The sequence below is a fragment of the Aeromicrobium sp. CTD01-1L150 genome (assembly GCF_041951745.1).
Lineage (GTDB): Bacteria > Actinomycetota > Actinomycetes > Propionibacteriales > Nocardioidaceae > Aeromicrobium.
This window is the reverse complement of the sequence record NZ_CP169555.1, coordinates 3,404,597-3,421,868: the sequence shown is the minus strand read 5'-3', so window position 1 is coordinate 3,421,868 and position 17,272 is coordinate 3,404,597. Positions and strand designations below refer to the sequence as shown.

At 71.2% G+C, this 17,272-nt stretch carries 15 protein-coding genes; 11 read left to right on the top strand and 4 right to left on the bottom strand.

Annotation, left to right across the window (positions count from 1 at the left end; translation table 11 throughout):
* Positions 1–135: 135 nt before the first annotated feature.
* Positions 136–1,056, bottom strand: coding sequence for a mycothiol synthase (gene mshD, locus ACEVFP_RS16950; protein ID WP_375000622.1), 921 nt, complete (start codon positions 1,054–1,056; stop codon positions 136–138).
* On the opposite strand from mshD, the gene ACEVFP_RS16945 reads away from it, so the two are divergent.
* On the top strand, positions 1,055–3,667 hold the full coding sequence (locus ACEVFP_RS16945; protein WP_375000621.1) for a LuxR C-terminal-related transcriptional regulator: 2,613 nt from the start codon (positions 1,055–1,057) through the stop codon (positions 3,665–3,667). The genes mshD and ACEVFP_RS16945 overlap by 2 nt on opposite strands.
* A 495-nt stretch (positions 3,668–4,162) precedes the next feature.
* The gene (locus tag ACEVFP_RS16940; RefSeq protein ID WP_375000620.1) at positions 4,163–6,205 is read left to right on the top strand and encodes a hypothetical protein; all 2,043 of its coding nucleotides are present in this window, start codon (positions 4,163–4,165) and stop codon (positions 6,203–6,205) included.
* Between the two features lie 28 nt (positions 6,206–6,233).
* Here ACEVFP_RS16940 and ACEVFP_RS16935 read toward each other — a convergent pair whose 3' ends face one another.
* The gene (locus ACEVFP_RS16935) at positions 6,234–7,673 is read right to left on the bottom strand and encodes a carboxyl transferase domain-containing protein (RefSeq protein ID WP_375000619.1); all 1,440 of its coding nucleotides are present in this window, start codon (positions 7,671–7,673) and stop codon (positions 6,234–6,236) included.
* A gap of 78 nt (positions 7,674–7,751) precedes the next feature.
* Here ACEVFP_RS16935 and ACEVFP_RS16930 point away from each other — a divergent pair, with 78 nt between their 5' ends.
* Positions 7,752–8,651 (top strand): formylglycine-generating enzyme family protein, encoded by a 900-nt coding sequence (locus ACEVFP_RS16930; protein WP_375000618.1) that lies wholly within the window; start codon positions 7,752–7,754, stop codon positions 8,649–8,651.
* A 47-nt stretch (positions 8,652–8,698) separates the two neighbouring features.
* Here ACEVFP_RS16930 and betC read toward each other — a convergent pair whose 3' ends face one another.
* Complete coding sequence (gene betC / locus ACEVFP_RS16925) at positions 8,699–10,222, bottom strand: choline-sulfatase (RefSeq protein WP_375000617.1); 1,524 nt, start codon at positions 10,220–10,222, stop codon at positions 8,699–8,701.
* A gap of 93 nt (positions 10,223–10,315) precedes the next feature.
* Positions 10,316–11,074 (bottom strand): winged-helix domain-containing protein, encoded by a 759-nt coding sequence (locus ACEVFP_RS16920; RefSeq protein ID WP_375000616.1) that lies wholly within the window; start codon positions 11,072–11,074, stop codon positions 10,316–10,318.
* An 83-nt stretch (positions 11,075–11,157) separates the two neighbouring features.
* On the opposite strand from ACEVFP_RS16920, the gene ACEVFP_RS16915 reads away from it, so the two are divergent.
* The 8 genes from ACEVFP_RS16915 to ACEVFP_RS16880 all read left to right on the top strand — a co-directional run bounded on the left by ACEVFP_RS16915 (position 11,158) and on the right by ACEVFP_RS16880 (position 17,266).
* Positions 11,158–11,457, top strand: a complete 300-nt coding sequence (locus ACEVFP_RS16915) for a MoaD/ThiS family protein (protein WP_375003862.1) — start codon at positions 11,158–11,160, stop codon at positions 11,455–11,457.
* Positions 11,458–11,488: 31 nt separating this feature from the next.
* Positions 11,489–12,298 carry a hypothetical protein gene (locus tag ACEVFP_RS16910; protein ID WP_375000615.1) on the top strand — a complete coding sequence of 270 codons (810 nt, stop codon included), beginning with the start codon at positions 11,489–11,491 and terminating at the stop codon, positions 12,296–12,298.
* Between the two features lie 50 nt (positions 12,299–12,348).
* Positions 12,349–12,813, top strand: coding sequence for a TlpA family protein disulfide reductase (locus tag ACEVFP_RS16905; protein ID WP_375000614.1), 465 nt, complete (start codon positions 12,349–12,351; stop codon positions 12,811–12,813).
* 294 nt (positions 12,814–13,107) lie between these two features.
* Complete coding sequence (locus ACEVFP_RS16900; RefSeq protein WP_375000613.1) at positions 13,108–13,545, top strand: DUF4395 domain-containing protein; 438 nt, start codon at positions 13,108–13,110, stop codon at positions 13,543–13,545.
* Between the two features lie 48 nt (positions 13,546–13,593).
* Complete coding sequence (locus ACEVFP_RS16895; protein ID WP_375000612.1) at positions 13,594–14,442, top strand: sulfurtransferase; 849 nt, start codon at positions 13,594–13,596, stop codon at positions 14,440–14,442.
* Position 14,443: 1 nt separating this feature from the next.
* Positions 14,444–14,761, top strand: coding sequence for a DUF1416 domain-containing protein (locus ACEVFP_RS16890; RefSeq protein ID WP_375000611.1), 318 nt, complete (start codon positions 14,444–14,446; stop codon positions 14,759–14,761).
* 182 nt (positions 14,762–14,943) lie between these two features.
* Positions 14,944–15,447, top strand: coding sequence for an LPXTG cell wall anchor domain-containing protein (locus ACEVFP_RS16885; RefSeq protein WP_375000610.1), 504 nt, complete (start codon positions 14,944–14,946; stop codon positions 15,445–15,447).
* Between the two features lie 55 nt (positions 15,448–15,502).
* Positions 15,503–17,266 (top strand): DUF4012 domain-containing protein, encoded by a 1,764-nt coding sequence (locus ACEVFP_RS16880; RefSeq protein ID WP_375000609.1) that lies wholly within the window; start codon positions 15,503–15,505, stop codon positions 17,264–17,266.
* Positions 17,267–17,272: the final 6 nt, after the last annotated feature.

Below are 17,272 nucleotides of genomic sequence, written 5' to 3'. Positions count from 1 at the left end.
GTCAACTACTTGACCAGATTGGGGTGGGTGCGAATGCCACTCACCGACTCCACGGGGGCGTGGTCGCTTGGCAGAGCACGCATCTCGGATATCTGGTTCTGCAAGGTGGTTCGCAATCATCGAGAGTGACGCGAATCAGACAGTGTAGAGGACGTCCTTGGTATGCTCGGTGAAGCCGAGACGCCGGTAGACGGCGAGGGCGGCGGTGTTGTCACCCTCGACGTACAGGTCGACGGTGGAGATGCCCTGCTCCCACAGGTGCCGGACCCCGCGCGCCGTGAGCGCCGTGCCCAGCCCGCCGCCGTGCGCCGACGGATCGACGCCGACGACGTACACCTCGCCGACGCCGTCCTCGATCTTGGTCCAATGGAACCCGACGACCTGCTCGCCGTCGTTGACGGCGACGAACAGGCCGGCCGGATCGAACCACGGCTCGGCCCGGCGTCGCTCGAAGCCGGAACGATCCATGGACCCTTGCTCCGGGTGGGAGGCGAAGGCCCTGGCGTTGACCTCGACGATGCCGTCGGCATCGCCCTCCTCGAAGGACCGGATGGTCACACCTTCCGGGGTGGACTCCGGCGTCGGAGGGTCTTGGAGCTCCAGGCGCAGCACGAGCAGGGTGCGCACCGGCGACAGCCCTGCCGAGCGGGCGAGCGCCCGGGCGCCCGGCAGGTCGCCGTGCGCCCAGTACGACGAGACCTCGGCGCCGTCGACCAGGCGCCGTCCGAGACCGGCGCCGCGGTAGCCGGGGTGCACGACGACCTCGCCGGGGTGGTCGCCGAAGGCGATGCCCAGGGCGACCAGCTCCGATGCGAGGCGGATCTCGTCGCACCACGTCGGGGTCGTGCCGTCACGCAGTGCGATCCGGGTGGCTTCGTTGAACGGGTCCACGCCGTCCACCTCGAGGGCCGCCGTGGCGAGGTCCGATGCATCGTTCATGACCACCATCGTGCCGGAGCCGCCCTGATCGGTGGGCTCGGCAACGTCCCTGCCGGTGGTGTCGGTCCCCGCGCCGACGTCCGAGGTGACCCGATCGCCGAGGAAGGTCCGGTCCATGGCCGCCGAGGGGACGCCCACCCCGGGGCGGCGGTACCGTGACCGAGTGACCTCGCGCGGCTCGAGCAGGAAACGTGCCCTTGACACGACGCCGGCAGGCTCGTGGCCGCTCGTGGAGCGCACGGACGTCCAGGCCGCCATCAGGCAGGCGCTGGAGTCCACCTCCGGTGCACTGGTCGTCGGGGATCCAGGCGTCGGCAAGACGACTCTCGCGGCCGCCGTGGCAGGAGCCGTCGCCGAAGCCTCGCACGAGCGGTCGATGCTGTGGCTGCCGACGCCCGCGACGGCCCTCGCGACACCGTGGACCGCGCTCGATCCGCTCCTCGGCGGCGAGGACGGTTCCGCAGCGGACGTGGACGAGGTCGGGCGACTGATCTCACGATGCCGTCGTGCGCTGGCCGGTCTCGGTGACCGGCCGTTGCTGGTCGTCGACGACGCCCACCTGGTCGACGACGTCACGGGTGTCGTCCTGGCCGAGCTCGCCCACGCCGGGGCCGCGCAGGTCGTGGCCACCTGCCGACGGCACCCGGGAACCCCAGAGGCCTTCCGGGCCCTCGTGCGTCAGAACGTCATCGAACAGGTGGACGTCTCGGGGCTGAGCTATGAGCAGGTGGAGGCCCTGCTGGACGCGGCGCTCGGCGGACCGGTCGCCCGGGAGACGACACGGCAGGCCTGGGAGATGACCGGGGGCAACCCCCTGTACGTGCGTGAGCTGGTGCGGTCGCTGCGTGACGCCGATGCCCTGATCGAGGTCAATGGTGCGTGGGTGTGGCGTGACCAGGCCGTCATCGGACGGGGGCTCACCGACCTGATCCAGACCGAGCTGTCCACCCTGGGCCCGGCCGAACGAGACGTCGTCGACCTGCTGGCGCTGGCCGGCCCCACCTCGATGGATGAGCTCGCCGGCACGTCGGTGGGCGACGTCGCGTTGACCAACACCACCGAGCGCGGGCTCGTGGTGATGGAGTCGCACCACCGGGACGGCATCACCCGGGCGCGCCTGGTCCACCCGGTGCACGCCGAGGTGATCCGCACGACGCTCCCCCCGGGGCGACGGAGCGTCTTGTACGAGCAGCTCTCTGCCGCGCGCCAGGGCGTCGCGCATCCGGCAGCGCTGTTCTCCACGGTCGACTGGGCACTGAGCTGTGGCGTCACCCCCGCCGTGGAGGACCTGATCGCCGCCACGCGAGCGGCCGCCAAGGTGACCGACTTCCGGTTGACCAGTCGGCTCTCGGGCGCGGCGTTGGCCCAGCTCGAACCAGATGATCCCCGGGCCCTCGACGTGCGGCTGGTCCGCGCCCAGGCCGCCCGGTTCGCGGCGGACGCGGCCACGGCCAGGCAGGACCTGCAGATGGTCGCCGACCACCTGCCGGCAGGACCCGACGGCGAAGCCCTCCGCTGGCGTCACGCCAGGGTCACCGCAGATCTGCACCAGTTCGTCGATGACGACACCGAGGCGGCGCTGACGACCATCGACGGCACCTCCCTGACCGATCCTCGCCTGCAAGCGGCCCGTGAGGTCGATCGGCTGGTCCGGCTGGGCTGGGGTGGTGAGTTCGGCCGCGGCCTGCCCGCGCTCGAGGAGTTCGTCGAGCAGCACCGCGGCTCGCGGTGGGCGACACCGCTGCTCGGGGTCCTGATCATGGGACTGGGACAGTCGGGCCGGCTCGTGGAGGCCCTCGCCGTCGCTGATGACGCCTTCGGCTCCTGGAGCGCCGACCCCCGGCGGAGCCCTTGGCTGCTGACGGAGCTGGTCGGCGCGCGGTTCATGACCGCGATGTGGCTCGGCGATCCCGAACGCGGCATGCAGGTGCCCCATGTCGAGGACCACATGGCACGGCACGATGACGCCGTCGTGCAGGTGGGCAACGGTCGTTATCACGCCGCCCGGGGTGAGTGGACGACCGCGGTGGCCCACTTCCGCGGTGCACTGTCCCGCTTCGCGCTGCGCGACCCGTTCGGATTCGGCCCGACTGCCTCGGCCAACCTCGCCTACGCGCTCGCAGCGCTCGGAGATCTCGGTGGGGCCCGCCGGGCTCGTGAGGACTACGAGTCCACCAGGACGAGAGCCTCTCGTGCCGTCCGCAGCGACAGCGAGATGAAGCTGCTCGCCGTCTCGGTGGCGCTGGGGGAGGCCGAGACCACGGCCCGCTGCGACCGGCTCGATGAGTGGAGCACCCGCGAGGGGCTGTGGCTCCCGGCCATGCACGCGCGGCATCTGCGGTGCGTCGCGGCGGCTGCTCGCGAGGATGAGGTCGAGACTGCACCGCTCGCCGAGGCGGCGGCGCATGTCGACGGCCCGGTCCCGCCGCTGCTCCTGGAGCACGCGGGCGCCCTCGCCGACGCCGACCCCGTGCTTGCCGGACGGCTCGCAGGACGGCTGCTCGAGCACGGGGTGTGGGTGCCCGAGCGGCCCACCGGTGACCTCACCCCGCGGCAGCAGGAGATCGCGATGCTGGTGCGAGCCGGTCTGTCGAACCGGGAGATCGCCGGGCGACTGGTGCTCTCGGTGCGGACGGTCGACACGCACGTGCGCCACGTCTTCGAGCGCCTCGGCGTGAACACCCGGGCAGACCTGGCCACCGCGTTGGCCAGGTCCGGCTCACGGTGACCGCGGCGCGGCGCGGCGCGTCGCAAGAAGTGCCGGACCTGCGTGGTCGTAGCCGTCGTCTCCCAGAGCGCGGCTCGTCACGGTGACGGGTGGACGGAAACGGTGCATGGTGCCCTCTCCAGATGCGCGGACGCCGGACGCCGGGCGGCGTTCGCGCGTCACACGGTCACCCGGACGCTATGAGCCGTCGCCGACACCCACATCGGCCATCGCTACGTATGCGTCCGCAGTGACCAGGCCACCTCACACACATACGTAGTGATTGCCGACGCGCCCGCCCCTGATCGGCTCGTACCGTTCACGCGACAGGCGCTCGCGTGCGTGGCTCGGGCTCGTGCGCGAGACGACGAGAGGCACCCATGACGTACTGCACCGGCACACCCGGCTCGCGCCGGCGCGTCCTGCCCGGCCCCCGGGTGGCGACCCCGCTGGCTGCGGGTGCACCCGGGATCGGGTCTGGCCATCGGACCTGAGGCAGGAGGGCCCGGGCCCGCCATGGTGCTGCGGCGGTCCGCCACCGTGGTGCTGCTGGTGTGGTTGGCCATGCTGGCTCCGTGGACCGCCCAGCCGGCACACGCCGCAGACCTCGGCTTCGCCGATCCGGAGCACCTGGTGGTCGGGGAGCCGGGTGGGAGCCGGTTCATGATTCCTCCCGATCCGGCCGATGCCTCCGCACTCACCTTCGGCGGACACGCACTGGGCGCCCCGGACCAGATGGCGATCCGCGTCGAGGTCTTTGCGTTCACCGTGCCGTTCGAGACCGAGCTCGAGGTGTGCTCGACTCCGTCGTACCCGAACGATGCCACCGACATCACCTGGGAGTGCGCCTACTCCGTCGATGAGAGGGGACCGATCCCCAGCGCCTATCGGCTCGAGGCACGGATGTTCATCGACGAGCAGGACGAACCGACGCTGGTGGCGCCCTTGGAGAACGTCGCGATCCTCAACTCGCCGGACCACGACGCATCGCGAGTGAGCACGCAGGAGTCCACCGTCACGCTGAGCGGGACACGTCTGGCTGGCATGGGCGTCGAGGTGCATCCTGGCCGGTTGTCCGCCGGCAGCCCCGAGGCCGGCGCCTCCGAGCCGGTGTGCACCGACGCCGGCGAGACGACCGAGACCTGGTCCTGCACGTTCGACCTGCCGGACGACACCGTGGGAACCCATGGGTTCAGCGCGCGGCACGTGCCGATCGACGCAGTGACGGACACGTTCGAGGTTGCCTCCGGGTTCCGCTGGGTCGAGGTCGAGCGCGCCGGCTCCACCACCCCCGACTCCGACCCAGGCCCGAGTGCGGACCCCGTCTCCGGCCAGGATCCCGGGCCCGGCCCGGGCCCTGACTCGGCGGCGGGCACCGATCCGCCGGCCCCCGCCAATCCGGAGCCGGCCTCGGGTCTCGTGCGGTGGGCGGGGCCGGACCTGCAGGAATCCTCCGCAGTGCCCGGCATCGGCCCGGATCGTGATCGTGCCCGGGCATCTCCGGGCCGGCTCGATGCCCGCGCTGCCACCGACGACGCAGGCCCCTCGGCGCCGACCCCATGGGAGGAGCCGACCGCGTACGGGACGGGGCTGCGTTCGCCGTCGGACCTGGCCGACCATCCGATCAGGTACGTGACGGCGGCGTTGCTGACGGCCGTCTCGTTCCTGCTGCTCGTGACCATACCCGCCGAGCTGCTGTACTCGACCTTGCGGAAGAACTACGACCGGGCCTTCGGCTGGGCCGCCGGCCTGCGGCGGACCTGGTCACGGTTCGGTGCACGGTGGCGCACGTCGGCCCTGCGCCGGCTGGCGCCGGTTCTCGTCCTGCTCACCGGAGCAGCCCTGGGAACCCTCGCCGAGGCGAACCTGACCAGCTGGCCGGTGGCGATCCGGCTCTACCTGGCCGTGCTCGTCTCGCTCGTGATCATGAACGGCGCCGCAGCGCTGACGGCCTGGGGCGTGGCCGGTCGGCGCTACCGGCTGCCGACTCGGCTCGTGCTCATGCCGGCGTTCCTGGTCCTCGCCGCGGCGAGCGTCCTGGTCTCGCGCGTCTTCGAGCTCCAGCCCGGCATCCTGTTCGGGTTGCTGATGACCGTGGTGGTCGTGACCCGGCTGGACCGCGGCCAGGCCGGCAGGACCGCGGCCGCCGGCTGCGCCGGGTTCCTGGTGCTCGGCATCGTGGCCTGGTTCCTGTACAGCGCCATCGACGTCGAGGCCACCGGCTTCGGGACCCAGGTGCTTCGCGAGGCCCTCACCACCATCACCATCGGTGGCATCGGATCGGTCATCATCGCCCTGCTGCCCATCACCTTCCTGGATGGGCGGACGGTCTTCGAGTGGTCCAGGGGCGTGTGGGCGGCCCTCTACACCGTCGCCGTGGCGGCCTTCATGCTCATCGTCGCGCCGTTGCCCGAGTCCTGGGTCGAGGCCTCGCTGCGGAGCCTGCTCTGGAGCGGGGTGTTCGGTGCCTTCGGGCTCGCCGCGGTCTCCGTCTGGGCCTGGTTCCGGTTCCGCCCGACCCCGGGCGAGCCGGTCCCGGACCGGGTCCCGGTCTCCTGAACGGCGGCTGCGGTCGGGGCCTGGAGCCTCATCGGTCGGCGAGCAGGCCTCGTAGCCGGTGGGCAACCTCGGCGGCGACGGCGCGGGCCAGCGACTCCGGGGTGTCCTCATCAGTCTCGGGCACCAGATGGTGCACCGTGCCGATCGCGTGCAGGTCGATGGCCGAGACCTGCTGCTGCTCGGCCATCTCGGGTGCGTGCTCGACGTCGCCGTGCACGATCGCGCTGGCGCCCTCCGGGGGCAGGGGCGACAGCCAGGCGTGCTCGGTCGCCACGACGACGTCGGCGGGCAGCAGTGCGAGCGCCCCGCCCCCGCAGCCCTGCCCGAGCAGCACCGAGACGGTCGGGACGTCCATGGTCGCCATGGAGCTGATGCAGCGGGCGATCTCGCCGGCCACGGCTCCCTGCTCGGCCTCCGGAGAGAGCTCTGCGCCGGGTGTGTCGATGATCGAGACGAGCGGCAGGCCGAGCTCGTCGGCCAGGCGCATGCCGCGCCGCGCCTCCCGCAGTGCTGCCGGCCCCATCGGCGAGGTCGGGGTCTGCTTGGTGCGGTCCTGGCCCACCACGACGCACGGCACTCCGTCGAGCCGGGCGAAGGCGACGAGCATCGCGCTGTCACGCTCGCCCTCGTCGGTGCCCTGAAGACGCACCGTGGCGTCGCTGCCGTGCCGCAGGACGTCGCGCGCTCCCAGCCGTCCGTCCGCGCGGGTCAGCTCGATCGACTCCCAGGCGGTGGCCCGGCGTCCGACCGTACCCGTGCGGCGCTCCCGCGTGGACTCCGAGACCGGGTCGCGCAGCAGACCGATGGCCCGGTCCACCACCGACGGGAGCTCGTCGTGCAGGACGACGGCATCGATGATGCCGCGGTGCGCGAGGTTCTCACTCACCTGGATCCCCGCCGGGAAGGGCTTGCCCTCCAGCAGCTCGTACACCTTGGGACCGAGGAACCCGATCAGTGCACCGGGCTCGGCGACGGTGACGTGCCCGAGTGAGCCCCACGACGCGAAGACGCCTCCGGTGGTGGGGTGCCGCAGGTGCACCAGGTACGGCAGACCGGCGGCACGGTGGTCCATGATCGCGCGCGAGATGTCGACCATGTGCACGAAGGCAGGGGTGCCCTCCTGCATGCGGGTGCCGCCCGAAGCGGTCGACGCGAGCACGGGCAGTCCCTCGGCGGTGGCCCGGCGCACGGCCGAGACGATCCGCGCCGCCGCCGCAGCGCCGATGGATCCGGCGAGGAAGCCGAACTCGTTGAGCAGGACGGCCACGGGCCGGCCTCGCACGAGACCGCGGCCGGTGAGCACCGACTCATCGACCCCGCTGCGTTCGGTGGCCGCCCGCAACGCCGCGCGGTACTCCTCGGTGTGGCCGGAGATGTCGACGGGCTCGTCCCACGACTCGAAGGAGCCGGCATCCAGCACCAGGTCCAGCAGGTCGTGGGCGGACAGGTGGGGCGAGCGCTCGATCATCGTTCTCCTTCCGGACAGGTTCAACGTACCGAGCCCATCGGCTGCCGGTCTGGTCGGCACGGTCTACCGTGGTCCGGTGTGCAGGACGGCGAGACGATGAGCGACCACTGCTGCTCGCCACGCCGCGACGACGGCGGCCAGGCGTGCCGTCCGCCCGCTCCTGGCAACTTCGCTGCCCGAGGAGATGTCCGGGACTTCATCGACGTCGCGGGCGGATCGTTCCTGATGGGCAGCGAGGACCCGCTCGCCTACCCCGAGGACGGCGAGGGGCCGGTGCGAGAGGTCGAGGTGGCCGCGTACTCGATCGCCGCCACGACGGTCACCAACGAGCAGTTCGCCCGGTTCGTGGAGGCGACCGATCACGTCACGGACGCCGAGCGGTACGGCGACTCGCTCGTGTTCGTCGGACTGCTGCGTCCCGACGCCCCGCCCACGCGGGCCGTCGCGGCAGCGCCGTGGTGGCGCCAGGTGCCGGGCGCGAGCTGGCGGGCCCCCGAGGGACCGGGCAGCACCGTCGACGGTCGTGAGGACCATCCCGTCGTGCACGTGTCCCACCGTGACGCCGCAGCCTGCGCGGCGTGGCTCGGTGGCCGGCTGCCTACCGAGCCGGAGTGGGAGCTCGCGGCGCGCGGCGGCCTCGTGCAGCAGCCCTACCCGTGGGGGGCTGAGCGCGAACCCGGTGGCATCGCCCGCATGAAGACGTTCGCGGGGACGTTCCCGCACCGGCCGAGTGAACCTGTCGGCACCGTGCCGGTGGACGCCTTCGAGCCGAACGGGCTCGGTCTGCGCAACACCACCGGCAACGTGTGGGAGTGGACGAGCGGCCGCTTCGCTGCCGGCGACCCACGGTTGGTGTTGCGCGGCGGCTCGTACCTGTGCCACGACTCCTACTGCCGGCGCTACCGGGTGTCGGCGCGCACCGGCAACACCCCGGACACCTCGCTGGGGCACACGGGCTTCCGTGTCGCGCGGGACTGACCCGTCACACGGACCGGCCCCCGTCACACGGACCGGCCGTCGACCGGTCAGTCGGGTTCGTGGACGGGCATGATCCGGCCGGTGTTGAGCGCCGTCCAGAAGTCACCGCGCACGTACCTCGTCGGGTCTACCGGCACGTGCTCCCAGGACGTCGCCGCGCCCCGGGCGAGCGCCTGCTGGACGTAGAGGCGACGCTGCTGGCTCTCACGCACCTGGGCCTCGAGCGCCGCGAAGTCGTAGCGCCGGTCGATCTCGGCCCGCAGCTCGGCGAGCACGTCGCTGCAGGACGGGTCGTCGACGAGGTTCACCAGCTCGTCGGGGTCGGCGACCACGTCGAACAGCAGGTCGGGGTCGGTGGGACAGACGATCAGCTTGTGCCGTCCGCGCACGAGGGTGATCTGTGGGGCGGTGACCCCTTCTGCCAGGTACTCGATGACGGCCTCGTCGGGCCCGTTGTCACCGCCGGAGACCAGGGTGAGCAGGCTGGACCCCGCGCCGGGACGTGGCTGTCCCTCGGCGAGCTCGACGAGCGTGGGGGCGAGGTCGACCAGGGAGACCGTGTTGTCGACCCGTCGAGGGGCGAAGCGTCCCGGGGCGTTGACGATGAGCGGCACGCGGGCGGACTGCTCCAACGGTGACATCTTGTACCAGAGGCCGCGCTCGCCCAGCATGTCGCCGTGGTCGGCGGTGACGATGATGACGGTGTTCTCGCGCAGGCCGAGCTCCTCCAGACGCTCGACGATCCGGCCGACCTGGTCGTCGACGTAGCTGACGCAGGCGTAGTAGGCGCGACGGGCGTGCTGCACCTCCTGCGCCGTCGGGGTCCTCTCGTCGAGGCCGCACAGCGTGAGTAGTCGGCGGCTGTGCGGGTCGAGGTCGTCGGGGTCCATCGTGGGGACCCGCGGCGTGTCGATCTCGATGTCGTCGTAGCGGCGCCAGTGCTCCATGGGCGGCTCGTACGGGTCGTGCGGGTGGATGAAGGAGGTCACGAGCAGGAAGGGCTGGTCGTCGCGCGCCCTGACCCGGTCGTTGAGGAAGCGCAGCGTGCGGAAGATGACGTCGTCGTCGAAGTCGCGCTGCACCGTCGCGGTGCTCACGCCGGCGGTGAACACGCTGTCCGCCTCGTGGTACCACTGCAGCCGTTCGTGATCGGGCAGGTCCCAGTCGGGCACCATGTCGAGGTCGGCGGGGTAGACGTCGGTGGTGAGGCGTTCCTCGAAGCCGTGCAGCTGGTCGGGTCCGATGAAGTGCATGCGACCGATCAGCGAGGTGTAGTAGCCGGCCGTGCGCAGCTGGTGGGCGAACGTCGGCACCGACGCGCCGAAGTCGGCGGCGTTGTCGTACCCGCCGATCGTGGACGGGAGCTCACCGGTCATCATCGACGCTCGCGACGGGGCGCACAGCGGGGAGTTGCAGTAGGCCCGGTCGAACACGACGCCTTCGTCGGCCAGGGCGTCCATGTGCGGGGACTGCACGGTGGAGTTCCCGTAGGCCCCCAGGGCCTGGGCGGCCAGCTGGTCGGCCTGGATGACCACGATGTTCGGGCGATCGTCTCCGGTCGAGGTCGTCACGGGTCTCTCCTGGCGTCGGGGTGCGGACGAGGCTGCACTCCCTGATCTACCAGTCGTCCCACGGGGTCGGCCACCCGGGGTGGCGGACTGGTCTCAGGCGCGGGCGCCGGGCCCGGGGGCCGACTGCTCGGGGGCGCGTGAGTCCTCACCCGAGCCGTCCTCTCCCGAGCGGTCGTCCTTGGTGGCCACGAACCGGTAGCCGACGTTGCGCACCGTGCCGATCAGCGTCTCGTGGTCGCTGCCGAGCTTGGCTCGCAGGCGTCGCACGTGGACGTCGACGGTGCGGGTGCCGCCGAAGTAGTCGTAGCCCCAGACCTCCTGCAGCAGCTGCTGGCGGGTGAAGACCCGGCCTGGGTGCTGGGCGAGGAACTTGACCAGCTCGAACTCCTTGAACGTGAGGTCGAGGCTGCGGTCCTCCAGCCGGGCGGTGTAGGTGGTCTCGTCGATGACCAGACCGCTGGAGGAGATGACGTGTGAGTCGTCGGTTCCGGCGACGCCGGCGGCGAGCCGTCCGACGCTCAGTCGCAGCCGGGCCTCCAGCTCGGCGGGGCCGGCCGTGGTGAGGATGACGTCGTCCATGCCCCAGTCGGAGGCGGCGACGGCGAGCCCGCCCTCGGTGAGCACCAAGATGAGGGGGCAGTCGATGCCGGTGGTGCGGATGACCCGGGTCAGGCTGCGCACCTGGGCGAGGTCGTGGCGTCCGTCGACGATGACGGCGTCGGCCTGGGGTGCGTCGATGAGTGCGCTCGCCTCCGCGGGGAGGATCTTGACGGTGTGCGGAAGAAGTGCGAGCGCGGGCAGCACCTCGACCGACGACTGGTTGCTCCTGCTCAGCAGCAACAGGTGGGACACAAGTCTCCAGCTCCTACGGTGATGAGGCCCGGTGCTGTCACCGTGGCCTCGACTCGTGTACCAGAATACGGCACGTGTCAGACATGTCTCCGGCAGGTGTCGAGAAGGCGAAGAACGTCACAGTGCGCTACTGGGCGGCGGCACGTGCCGCCGCGGGCGTGGAGCAGGACGTCGTGGAGCTGCCGCCAGGCGGGTCGACGACCCTGGCGGCGGTGCTCGACGAGGCGGTGTCCAGGCGGCCGGGAGACCGTCGTTTCGCAGACGTCGTGGCGATCTGCTCGGTCCTCGTCGGCGAGGTCCCGGTGGGGGCGCGCCCGTATGGAGACGTCGTGCTGGGCGACGGCGATGTCGTGGAGCTGCTTCCGCCGTTCGCCGGTGGCTGACCCGGCCGTGACACCTGTCATGATTTCGCTCATGTCACGCACTCGGGCCTCGTTGTGCTCCATGGCGTTGTTGGGGTTGCTCGTCCTCGCCTCGCTCACCGAGCAGGTCGTACTGGTTGCCGCGGCCGTCGTCGTGGTGCAGGGGCTCATCGCGGCCGCACCGAGTCCTCCGGACGAGCGCGGCAGGGCGCAGGGTGGACCGCGGTTCTGGCCCGCGCTGCTGGCAGGGCTCGTGGCCGTGGTCCTGACGACGTGGCCCGGGCTGCTGGTCGGCTCGGAGGGGCTACGTGCGGGTCGTGAAGGGCTGGTGAGCAACGGCATCATCGCCGGCATCGTCCCGGCCGTGGCCGTGGCGGTCCTGGTCTCGTTGGTCGCCCAGATGCTGCGCCGCGACGGTCGGCCTCGGCTCGTGATCACCACGGGCCACGCGGTCACGCTCGGTGTGTTCGCCGCCCTGGCGGCGTCGTGGATCTCCGCGTCCCGGGCCGCGGCCGGTGCCGAGGTGGTGATCGTGGGCGCGGTCGGCGTGGCCGCCGCGCTGCTGGTGTGGTCGCTGCCGCTGGACCGGATCGTCTGCGCGTCGTTGTCCCTGGCTGCCGGTGGGGCCGCTGCGGCAGGGGCGACGGTGGTCTTCGACGGCATCACGACCGTGCTCTTCGGCGTCGTGGTCGGCATGGCGGCGGCGATCTTCGCGGTGCTGGGTCAGGTGCTCGGCCGCGCGTGGTCGCAGGGGCGGACCCACGCGTCCCAGGGCTGGGGATTCCCCGGTGCGCTCGCGGTGGCGCTGCCGGCGCCGATCATCCACGTCTGTGGGCAGCTGGTCGGCCTGCCGTTCCTGTGAGCCCGCCGTCGCCGGCTCGGGGTCGTGGGCGAGCAGCGTAATCTGGTGGTGTGTCCGGTCTTCTCGTCCTGCTGGTCGCGCTCGTCGCGACGGTGCTGCTCGCGCTGGCGTGGACGAGGCACAACGGCAGGTTCACCAAGACCCCCACGGCCGCGTCGGTGGCGGGTGACGGCGCGACCGGAGCCGAGGGCCCGGTGGACCGCGAGCTCCTCACCCCGGCGGACATCGGTGCGGACCTGGGGGACCGGGTGACGCTGGTGCAGTTCTCCAGCGCGTTCTGCAGCCCGTGCCGCGCCACCCGCACGCTGCTCACCGACGTCGTCGCCGATCATCCTGAGGTCGCGCACGTCGAGGTCGACGCGGAGTCCCACCTGGACCTGGTGCGCCGGCTCGACGTCCGCCGTACCCCCACCGTCCTGGTGCTGGACGCCGACGGCGTGGTCGTGGGCAGGGCGTCGGGACTGCCTCGGCGTGAGCAGGTGGAGACGGTCCTGGAGGGCTTGACCGCTCGCTGACGGGCTCGTGCCGGTACCGGCGTCCGTGATGCCGTCGGGAGCCGGCTGGTGTCCCGGGACGGACAGTGACGTCAGCCTGCAGTCTCTTTATTCAAGACGCTATCTCACAAAATGAGACATCGATGTCGTCAAGCTCGGCGGGCGCCGTAGGGTGGCGCCATGCTGACGACGACACTCCTCACGCGGCGCCGGGCGGTCGACAACTGCCGCACGCGCTCCGCCCTGTGTCGCGACGCCTGAGTCCAGCCCGCCTCAGGAGCCACCACCCGGTGGCACGGTCCGTCAGGAGTTCGCATGTCCCAGCCCGAACGCGTCGATCCGCGTGCCCTGCGTCTCAACGCAGCCGCAACGTCGCTCGTGCTCGCTGCCGCACTCCTGGTGCCCGTTCCGGTGGCGGCTGGTCTTCTGGGCCTGCAGGCGCTGGTCTTCGCCGTCGCGGCGTTCGTCGACCTGCGACTGTCGCCCTACTCGCTCGTCTTCGCGCGGCTCGTCGGGCCGCGGCTGGGTGAGCCTGCTGAGCTGGAGGACTCCCGTCCGCCGCGCTTCGCGCAGCAGGTCGGGCTGGCCTTCGTGCTCGTCGCCCTGGTCGGGATCGCCACCGGTGTTCCCGCCCTCTTCCTCGCGGCGACGGCCCTGGCCCTCGTCGCAGCCCTGCTCAACGCAACCGTCGGCCTCTGCCTCGGCTGCGAGATGTACCTGATCGCCCGTCGGCTCGCGCCGGCTGGCACCTGACCGACCGAAATCCCAACAACGCCCATCGGGCACCAACGGAGGTAATCCATGAGCCGCGAGAACGCGCTCGTCACAGCTGACTGGGTCGAGGAGCACCTGAACGATCCCCAGGTAGTCCTCGTCGAGGTCGATGAGGACGCCGAGGCCTACGACAAGGGTCACATCCCCGGTGCCGTCAAGCTGGACTGGAAGAAGGACCTGCAGGACGGCGTCCGCCACGACTTCGTCAGCAAGGAGAAGCTCGAGGCGCTCCTGGGCTCCAAGGGCATCGGCAACGACCACACCGTCGTCTTCTACGGTGGCAACAACAACTGGTTCGCCGCCTACGCCTACTGGTACCTGGCCTACTACGGCCACGACGACCTGCGTCTGCTCGACGGCGGCCGCAAGAAGTGGGAGCTGGACAGCCGGGAGCTGACCGCCGAGGTGCCCAGCCGTGAGGCCACCACCTACACGGCCAAGGAGCCCAACGACGAGATCCGCGCCTTCCGCGACGAGGTCGTCGAGTCCATTGGCGTCAAGAACCTCATCGACGTGCGCAGCCCTGATGAGTACGCGGGTCGACTGCTCGCGCCGGCCCACCTCCCGCAGGAGGCTGCGCAGATCGCGGGCCACATCCCCACCGCCGGCAACGTCCCGTGGAGCAAGGCCGCCAACGACGACGGCACGTTCCGCAGCGACGACGAGCTCAAGGCCCTGTACGCCGACGTCGGTCTTGACGAGGGCAAGGACACCATCGCCTACTGCCGCATCGGCGAGCGCAGCTCGCACACGTGGTTCGTGCTCAAGGAGATCCTCGGCTACGACAACGTCAAGAACTACGACGGCTCGTGGAGCGAGTACGGCTCGCTGCGCGGTGTCCCCGTGGCCCTCGGCGACGAGCGTGGGGAGGCCTGACATGTGCGGAGCGATCAAGGGCGGCCCGAGCCTGGAGGGTGTCGACGTCGCCAACCAGGCCGTCATCCAGGGTGTCGTGACCCGCGGCGAGGAGCCCGTGGGCAGCGCCTACGTGCGTCTGCTGGACCGCAACGGTGAGTTCACCGCAGAGGTCCCGACCTCGGCCACCGGGCAGTTCCGCTTCTTCGCCGGTCCCGGCGAGTGGACGCTGCGCACCCTCGCGCCACGCTCGGAGGCGGTCGACCACTCGGTGACCGCGGCCCAGGGCGTCGTCGCCGAGGTCGTGGTGGACCTGGACAAGGTCGCCGTCACGGTCTGATCGACCACCCAGTACGCGTGGGGCCCCACCACAGCCGTGGTGGGGCCCCACGCGTACTGCATGAAACCCGGGAGCCTGCTCCCGTAACCAGTGATCGCACGTCTCGTTGCACAGGTGTCAGCCGCGGCCGTCGCGTCGATGGTCGCCGGCATCGATGACGCATCCGGCTCAGGAGGTCGCAGATGAACAAGATCACCCTCGGTGTCCTCGTCGGGATGGTCGCGGCCCTCATCGCCGCGCTGCCCTCCGTTGCCGCGCACGCGAGCGAGGACCCGTACCCGGACGCCGTCTGCGACCTCTCCATCAGCCCCCAGTCCGTCCAGGGCGGAGATGACTTCACCGTCACCGTGACCTCCGACCGCCCTGCTGACCTCTCGGTGACCTTCCGTGGTGAGACCCGCTCCGAGTCGGGCGTCCGCAAGCTCGTGACCACCTTCCGCGCTCCCACGGTGAGCGAGGCACAGAGCATGCTGGTCTCGGCTTCCTGCGACGACGTCACCCGCAGCGCCTCGGTCCAGATCCTGCCGGCGGGTGCCAGTGGTGCGGGCGAGGGCGTCGGTGGCACGGGCGGTTCGGCTCTCGCCGGGATCCTGCCGCGCACCGGTGGTGTCGCGCTCTGGCTGCTGCTGCTTGGTGCCGCCCTCGCCGTCGCCGGCGGGACGGTCCTCGTGCGACGCCGGTCCTGAGTGACGGCTCCTGCCGCGTCGTGCTGGACAGGGGCGACGCCAGCACGGCGGTGCCATGAGACCTGACCTCACCGCCCGCGAGTGGCGACGCCGCTGGTGGTTGCTGGTTGCAGGCACACTGCTCGTCCTGCTGGCCGTGCTCTTCCTGTGGCAGCTCGGACGTGCTGCGGTCGCTCTGGATCGCGCCGGACACGCAGCATCGGTCCTCACCACCCAGGTGGCCCACGGTGACGTCGACGGCGCCGAGGCGACCTTGGACCAGCTGAGCGACGACACCGACACCGCACGCCGCAGGACCGACGGCCTCGGATGGGCGGTGCTGGCGCGACTTCCGGTCGTCGGGGACGACGTGGACGCCATCCGCACCGTCTCGCGGGAGCTGGACCGAGTGGTCGTGCAGGCCCTGCCCGCCGTGGTAGAGGTTGCCGACGAGATCCAGCTCGACACGTTCAGTCCCCAGGACGGCCGGATCGACCTGGCGGCGGTGGAGCGCACGCTTCCCGTCGTGGTGCGCACCCGCGAGGTGCTCGAGCAGGCCGGTGTCGAGATCGCCGCGATCGAGCCGGATGCGCTCTTTGGCCGCCTCCGCGTCCCGATCAGGGACGTGCAACGCTCGATGGCCTCGGCCCGCCTGGCCGCGTCCGCGGCGCAGGCTGCGGGTGACCTGCTGCCCACGATGCTCGGGGGGGAGGGCAAGCGCCGCTACCTGCTGCTCATCCAGAACAATGCCGAGGTCCGGTCCCTGGGCGGGATCCCCGGATCCTTCGCCGTCGTCAACGTCAACAAGGGCCGGATGTCGATGGGGCGCCAGGGCTCGGCGCTCGACGTGAGACAGGTGGAGGATCCCGCCGTGGAGATGACCGACGGCGAGCGGTCGGTCTTCCCTGACACCTTGGTGCGGGACCTGCGCAACACGACCTTCAGCCCCGACTTCCCCCGTGCAGCCGAGATCGCCAAGGCGCTCACCGACGACGCCCTCGACACGTCCTTCGACGGCGTCGTCTCCGTGGACCCGGGGACGCTGGCCCACCTGCTGGAGGGACTCGGCCCGGTCACGCTCGACACCGGGCTCGAGCTGACCGCCGACAACGTCGTCGAGGAGCTGCTGAACGGCACCTACCGTCGCCACGCCGACGACCTGGCGGCGCAGGACGACGTCTTCGTCGACGCAGCGCGGCGGATCTTCGACGCCTTCGTGGCCGGTGAGGGGCACGTGCAGACCGTGCTGGAGGGCCTGGTCCGCGCCTCCACGGAGAACCGGGTGCTGCTGTGGTCGGCACACGAGGAGGAGCAGGAGCGGATCAGCACCACCGGTGTCGCGGGGATCCCGCCCGGTGGGGAGGACGCCCCCAGGGTGGGTCTCTTCCTCAACGACGCGGCCGGCGGGAAGATGCAGTACTACCTGCAGACCACCCATCAGCTGCGCTCGGTCCGCTGTCTCGACGAGGACCAGCAGGAGCTCACGCTGCAGACCCACCTGCGCTCGACCGCGCCGCAGGGGGACCTGCCCCTCCCGATCACCGGCATCAACCCCGACGTCGAACGCGGGCACCAGCGCCTCAACGTCCGCGTCATCGCGCCGGAGGGGGGCCGGATCGAGTCACTTGCGCTCGACGGCGATCCGCAGCTCGTCGTCGGCGGTGACCTCGACGGCCGGCAGGTCGCGATCGTCCCCGTCACCCTCGAGCCCGGCGACTCGGTGGCACTCACCGCGACGATGCTCTCCTCCACCGGACAACCAGGCCGGGCGGTGCTCACCACGACACCTGGCATCGAGCCGGCCGCCAACGACGTCAGGGCCGCCAGCGCCTGCCGATGACCGGTG